The 536-nt window shown below is 31.9% G+C and carries 1 protein-coding gene; it reads right to left on the reverse strand.

The features are described from left to right. Positions 1 to 19 precede the first annotated feature (19 nt). Positions 20 to 536, reverse strand: a 517-nt coding sequence (locus tag ACUSJC_RS16805) for a DUF6705 family protein (RefSeq protein WP_449270706.1), incomplete at its 5' end; no start/stop codon positions are given.

Genomic DNA, 536 nt, shown 5'->3' on the forward strand with positions numbered 1-536 from the left:
CAGCATATTCAAGTAGCTTTTATTGCTTGATCATTGTGAACTCGCCCTGAGGTAATGAAAAATCAGGAGGGTTAGGGTTATCCGAAAAAGTTCGAGAAACATTTGTTATCTTTGCTTGTAAGGTTACAACCGTTTGCCCTGAAGGGGCTAAAGATGTCATTTTACGGAGAATTAGATATCCAAATCTATCAGAAATATTATCCATTATACCTAATGTTAGTCTATTTTCATTTGAACCGCAAGCAAGACATATCCATCTAGGATAGTTTTTATCAACAAGCATATTTCCAAAAATATTATGTTGATGTTGATTTATATACGTTAGATCAATGTCATCTAGTGTATTAACTATTTCAGTTCCGTTTTCAATGTATTGGTATTCCCCAATAATTAAATCTTCATAATACCTGCCATTAAATTGCTGTACTTTTTTGACTAATTTTATTTTTAATTGAGTGAAACCATTGGTGTAAACAAAAGTACCTTCAAAAGCATCCAATAGATTGTTTACGTCTTTATAATATGCTCCAGATAAC

The sequence above is a fragment of the Flavobacterium sp. U410 genome (assembly GCF_053570605.1).